5 protein-coding genes are annotated in these 5,346 nt (G+C 63.5%); all 5 read right to left on the reverse strand.

Annotated features, from left to right (window positions below; genetic code table 11):
• Positions 1 to 299: 299 nt before the first annotated feature.
• Positions 300 to 1,574 carry a glycosyltransferase gene (locus tag EOA22_RS18510; RefSeq protein ID WP_063169497.1) on the reverse strand — a complete coding sequence of 425 codons (1,275 nt, stop codon included), beginning with the start codon at positions 1,572 to 1,574 and terminating at the stop codon, positions 300 to 302.
• Positions 1,575 to 1,587: 13 nt separating this feature from the next.
• Positions 1,588 to 2,661: an ABC transporter ATP-binding protein gene (locus tag EOA22_RS18515; RefSeq protein WP_127390130.1), complete on the reverse strand. Its 1,074-nt coding sequence runs from the start codon at positions 2,659 to 2,661 to the stop codon at positions 1,588 to 1,590.
• Positions 2,658 to 3,452: an ABC transporter permease gene (locus EOA22_RS18520; protein WP_063169496.1), complete on the reverse strand. Its 795-nt coding sequence runs from the start codon at positions 3,450 to 3,452 to the stop codon at positions 2,658 to 2,660. The genes EOA22_RS18515 and EOA22_RS18520 overlap by 4 nt, the downstream gene beginning before the upstream one ends.
• Positions 3,445 to 4,287: an ABC transporter permease gene (locus tag EOA22_RS18525; RefSeq protein WP_027163033.1), complete on the reverse strand. Its 843-nt coding sequence runs from the start codon at positions 4,285 to 4,287 to the stop codon at positions 3,445 to 3,447. The genes EOA22_RS18520 and EOA22_RS18525 overlap by 8 nt, the downstream gene beginning before the upstream one ends.
• A 103-nt stretch (positions 4,288 to 4,390) precedes the next feature.
• Positions 4,391 to 5,346 (reverse strand): spermidine/putrescine ABC transporter substrate-binding protein (locus EOA22_RS18530; RefSeq protein WP_164755615.1); only part of this gene is annotated, 956 nt, incomplete at its 5' end.

The raw sequence follows: 5,346 nt of genomic DNA on the forward strand, positions 1-5,346 counted from the left end.
GTAGGCGGTCGGCAGCAGCAGGACGTGGCCCCGGTCGGAGGCGTGGGCGAAGGCTGGGGTGGGGAGGAGGGCAAACAGCGCCGCAGATAATAACGCCAACAGCTGATGGCAGTGCTCTACGAGGCCCCCCTCTGTCCTGCCGGACATCTCCCCCTCAAGGGGGGAGATTGGCAACTTTGGCTTCTGTGTCTCTTCTTCAGCGTTGAAAATTGGCGAAAGCCGCCGCGAAATCCAATCTCCCCCCTTGAGGGGGAGATGGCCGGCAGGCCAGAGGGGGGCGCCTGGGCTCCGCATCTCAATCACAGCAGCGTCTCCAACAACCCGGCCGCTTTCTCCGGCCCATTCTGCGCGTGCATCTGCGCCGATGTCTTCGCCAGCTTGGCTTTCATCGCCGGGTCGGTCAGGCAGGTCTCGATCTTGGCAACCAGCTCGGCATCGGTCCAGTCGTAGCGCGGCATGCCGAAGCCGTGGCCGGTTTCCTCGACGCGGGTGGCGTTGTCGTGGCCATCCCAGACATAGGGCATGATGATGGCCGGTTTGCCGAAATAGAGGCACTCGGTGAACGAGTTGTTGCCGCCATGGTGGATGACGGCATCGACCTGCGGGATCACCGAGGGCTGCGGAAACCAGCTGTCGACAATGACGTTACCGGGCACGTCCGTGTACTGGTCCTTGTAGCCGCCGACATTGACCAGAGCCCTGTAGCGCGTCTTGCCCAATGTCGCGATGATGCGCTTCAGCAGATCGACATCGCCGGCGCCCAGGCTGCCGAAGGAGACGTAGAGCAGCGGCCCGTCATTGTTCCTGGAGAAGGTCGGCACCGTGTACGGCTTTTCGTGCCGCACGCAGCCTTCGAGGTACTGGAATTTTGCCGGGTCGAGCGGATGGCGGCGCTTGAATTTTGCCGCTTCGGGGTAGAGCAGCAGGTTCAAATAGGGCGAGGCTTCGAAGAACTGGCCGATCGGATAGGGCGCCTCGTGGTTGGCGGTGAGAAAGCCGTTGAAGTCGTCATGGATCGGCTTGATCACCGCATTGAAGTGGTCGCGGTAGCGCTGGTGGCCGGCATGGTCGTTCTCGCCGCAGCCGGAGAGATGGGGCGGGATGTCCTCGTCCTCGATCTCGTTTTCCGAGCAGGAGATGACGCGCACCCACGGCTTGCCGTACTGCTTGATGGCCGGGAACAGGATGACGTTGTCGACGCAGATCACATCCGGCTTGATGGCTGAGAGAACGCGCGGCAGATCCTTCTGCGCCCATTTGGCGCTGTCGACGATCGCCGTCCAGCAATCCTTGACGTAGTTGTCGACCTGGTCGTAGGGCGATTTGCGGAAGTTCGGGATATGGCCGTTGATGAAATCCTCCCAGAATTTCGCCATCTGCTCGGGCGGCATCGGCTCCGACAGGTTCACCGGATGCGCCTCGAAGCCGTAGCCCTTGTAGACATCGACGAAGCCGGGGTCGGACAGGAACACCGCCTTGTGGCCGCGCGCTTCGACTGCCTGGGCGATACCGACGGAATTGAGCGCCGGGCCGTAGGCGGCTTCTGGAAAAAACGCGATCGTCTTCTGCGCCATCAGGCTTCTCCTGTCATTCTGCGAAAATTCTGACATCGGCGGCATCCCAGCCGAGTTCGACCTGGTCGCCCGACGAGACCGGCCGGCGGTCGGCGGCATCTGCGGTGACGCGCACCAGGAACGGCTTTGGCGACAGGGGCGTGCGGACATGCAGCTGCAGGTCCAGCCCCTGATAGGCCAGCGCCTCGACCGTGCCGGTGATGCGGTTGGCGGTTTCCGCCGATGGGAATAGCCGGATGCGCTCAGGGCGCACCGAAGCGACAGCGGATGCGCCGGGCGAGAGCGTTGCCGGAACCTTGCCTGATATGCGTGCGCCATTCGTGGCTACAACGCCATCGACGGCGGCTTGGCCCGGCACGAAATTCATCACGCCGATGAAGTCGGCGACGAAGCGATCGGCGGGGTGTTCGTAGATCGCGTGCGGCGTGTCGCATTGCAGCAATCTGCCGTCTTTCAGCACCGCCATGCGGTCGGCCATGACGAGCGATTCCTCCTGGTCATGGGTGACGATGACGAAGGTGATGCCGACCTCGTGCTGCAGGCGCTTCAATTCCAGCTGCATGGCGCCGCGCAGCTTCTTGTCGAGCGCGCCGAGCGGCTCGTCGAGCAGCAGCAGGCGAGGCCGCTTGACCAGCGCGCGGGCAAGCGCGACGCGCTGCTTCTGGCCGCCCGACAATTGCTCCGGCTTGCGGTCGGCGAAGGGGACGAGCTCGGTCGTCGCCAGGATGGCATCGACGCGGGAGCGGATTTCAGCTGTTGGCAAACGTTGCAGCTCCAGGGCGTAGGAGAGATTGGCGCGAACGCTCATATGCGGAAACAGCGCATAGGATTGGAACATCAGATTGACCGGCCGCTTGTTGGGCGGGGTTTTGGCGATGTCACGTCCGTCGAGCAGGATGCGCCCGTCATTGGGCGTCTCGAAACCGGCCAGCATGCGCAAGAGCGTGGTCTTGCCGCAGCCGGACGGGCCGAGCAAAGCGAAGAACTCGTTCTCGCGGATGTCGAGCGAGATGCCGTCGACGGCCATCACCCTGCCGAAATTCTTCGACACATGATCGATGGCCAGCAGAGTGCGGGGTTCGCTCATTGGCCGATGATCCCACGGTTGAGCCGCTGCGACAGGGTCAGCGCGGTGATCGAGACCGCCATGACGATGGTCGCCAGCGCGTTGATCTCCGGCGTGATGCCGAAGCGGATCATGGCGTAGATCTGCATCGGCAGCGTCGTCGAGGCGCGGCCGGCGCCAGCGGTGAAGAAGGCGATGATGAACTCGTCGACCGAGAGCGTGAAGGCGAGCAGCGCCCCTGCAATCACCGCCGGCGCGATGACCGGCAATGTCACCCGCCGGAAGGTGGTGAGCGCGGAGGCGCCGAGATCGGCGGAGGCCTCGACGATCGACCAGTCGAAACTCTTCAGCCGCGCGCGCACCACCGAGCAGACGAAGGCGAGGTTGAAGACGACATGGGCGAGGATGATGGTGTGCAGGCCCATGGTTAGATTGAGCATGGAGAAGAACGAGAGCAGCGCGATCGCCAGCACGATGTCGGGAATGATCATCGGTGCGAAAATCAGCGCTTCGAGGGCCTTGCCGTATTGCCGGCGCATCTCGATGCCGATCGCCAGCAGCGTGCCGAGCAGAGTGGCGATCGCGGTCGAGACCAGCGCCACGATCAGCGTGTTGAGGGCCGCGGACAGGATCGCCGAATTCGAGGCCAGCGAGACATACCATTTCAGGGAGAATCCCGACCATGCCGTCGGCAACCCGCCTTCGTTGAAGGACAGCGCCACCAGCACGGCGATCGGGATGTAGAGGAAAGCGAAGACCAGGCTGAGCACGAGCCAGAGCGTGCGCCGCGTGGCAGGGGAGCGCTCAGCCATCGGTGTCTCCGCCGGCTTGCGTGACGTGACCCGAGGCGCGATTGGCGGCCAGCGCTTGCGCCATCAGTACCAGAAGCATGATGGCAATCAGCGCCATCGCCAGTGCCGCCCCGAAAGGCCAGTCGTTGGCGGTCAGGAACTGGTCGTAGACGAGGTTGCCGATCATCTGGAAGCGGCCGCCGCCGAGCAGCGCGGGCGTGACGAAATTACCGATCGACAGCACGAAGACGAAGACCGCGCCGGCGGCGATGCCCGGTACGGTCAGCGGCAGGATGACACGACGGAACGTGGTGGCTGCCGAAGCGCCGAGATCACGCGAGGCCTCGGCGAGTTCCGGGTTGAGTCGCGACAGCGGCGCGTAGCAGGCGAGAATGACGAAGGGCAGGTAGTTATAGACCAGGCCGGCGATGACGGCGCCTTCGGTGTAGAGCATCGACGGCGGCTCGCCGGTGTAGCCGAACCAGCGCAGCAGCTGGGTAATCAGGCCTTCGCGGTTGAGCAGCACGATCCAGGCATAGGTGCGGATCAGATAGTTGGACCAGAACGGCAGCACGGCGAAGAACAGGAACACTGGCTGCCACCGGCGCGGTGCCGCCGATATCGCGTAGGCGGCAGCATAGCCGATCACCACCGCGATCAGGGTCGCGGTGCCGGCGATGCGCGCCGAATTGAGGAAGATGCCGGCATAGAGCGGGTCGAAGACCAGGCCGAAATTCTCCAGCGTGAAGGTGTATTCGATGCCGCCATAGATGCCACGCCGGAAGAAGGCGAGCGCCAGTACCAGCGCGCACGGCACCACCATCAAGGCCGCGAGCCAGGCCAGCGCCGGGGCCATCAGCAAGGAGGAACGAAGTCTGGTTGAGGACACGATTGGGTACCGCATTCAGCGGCCGACGGCGGAAACCCGCCGTCGGCCGTGGTCTCTGATGTGCCGCCGCTTACTGCGCAGCCTTGATCTCGCTGACGATCTTCGAATAGTCGCGCTGGGCGTCGCCGACGTCACGCAACTGCTCGAATTTGACGAGATCGGCCACCGGCATCGCCATGTTGGGGAATTTTGCCAGAAAATCGGCCGGCAGGCTCTCCATGGCCGGCTTGTTCGGCACCTTGTAGTCGATGTTCTGCGCCGCCCAGGCGTGGTTCTTGGCGTCGAGCATGAAGTTGATGAACTGGAAGGCGGCGTCCTTGTTGGCGGAGGCCTTCATCACCACCATCGTGTCGACCCAGAGGTCCGAACCTTCCTTGGGAATGACGTATTTGATCTCCGGCTTTTCGGCGATGCCGTAATTGCACCAGCCGTCCCAGGCCTGCACCATCAGTGCCTCGCCGGACACCAGCTTGGAATAGAAGGTGGTGTCGTCATAGGCGAGCAGGGTCTTCTTGGCCGAGATCAGCAGATCCTTGACCTCGGCCATCTTGGCCGGGTCGGTTTCGTTGACCGAATAGCCCTTGTCGAGCTGGCCGGCGGCCAGCAGCCAGCGGTCGGTCGCCAGCATGGTGGTCTTGCCCTTCAATTCGTCGGAGGGCGCGAGCAGGTCGCTCCAGCTGGCCGGTGCGACCTTCATCAGATCCGAGCGATAGCAGAGGCCGGTGGTGCCCCAGGTGTAGGGCACCGAGAAGGCATTGCCGACATCGTGCGGCAGCTTGGCTGCTTCCGGATAGAGGTTGGCGAGGTTGGGGATCTTGGCGTGGTCGATCGGCTCGGTCAGGCCGAGCTTGTTCAGCACCTCGGCGAAGGGTGAGGAGACAAAGACCACGTCATAGCCCTTGCCGCCGGCGGCGATCAGCTTGCCCATGATCTCTTCATTGGTGGCATGCACCACCACTTCGCCCGAAACGCCGGTTGCGGTCTTGAAGGCGGCCATGGCGTCGGGTGCCATGTAGCCGTCCCAGT

Source organism: Mesorhizobium sp. M7A.F.Ca.US.014.04.1.1 (assembly GCF_003998745.1).
Classification (GTDB): Bacteria; Pseudomonadota; Alphaproteobacteria; order Rhizobiales; family Rhizobiaceae; genus Mesorhizobium; species Mesorhizobium ciceri.

Coding starts and splice junctions, on each gene's coding strand:
- EOA22_RS18510 (WP_063169497.1), bottom strand. CDS start 1,574: ATGGCGCAGAAGACGATCGCGTTTTTTCCAGAAGCCGCCTACGGCCCG.
- EOA22_RS18515 (WP_127390130.1), bottom strand. CDS start 2,661: ATGAGCGAACCCCGCACTCTGCTGGCCATCGATCATGTGTCGAAGAAT.
- EOA22_RS18520 (WP_063169496.1), bottom strand. CDS start 3,452: ATGGCTGAGCGCTCCCCTGCCACGCGGCGCACGCTCTGGCTCGTGCTC.
- EOA22_RS18525 (WP_027163033.1), bottom strand. CDS start 4,287: ATGGCCCCGGCGCTGGCCTGGCTCGCGGCCTTGATGGTGGTGCCGTGC.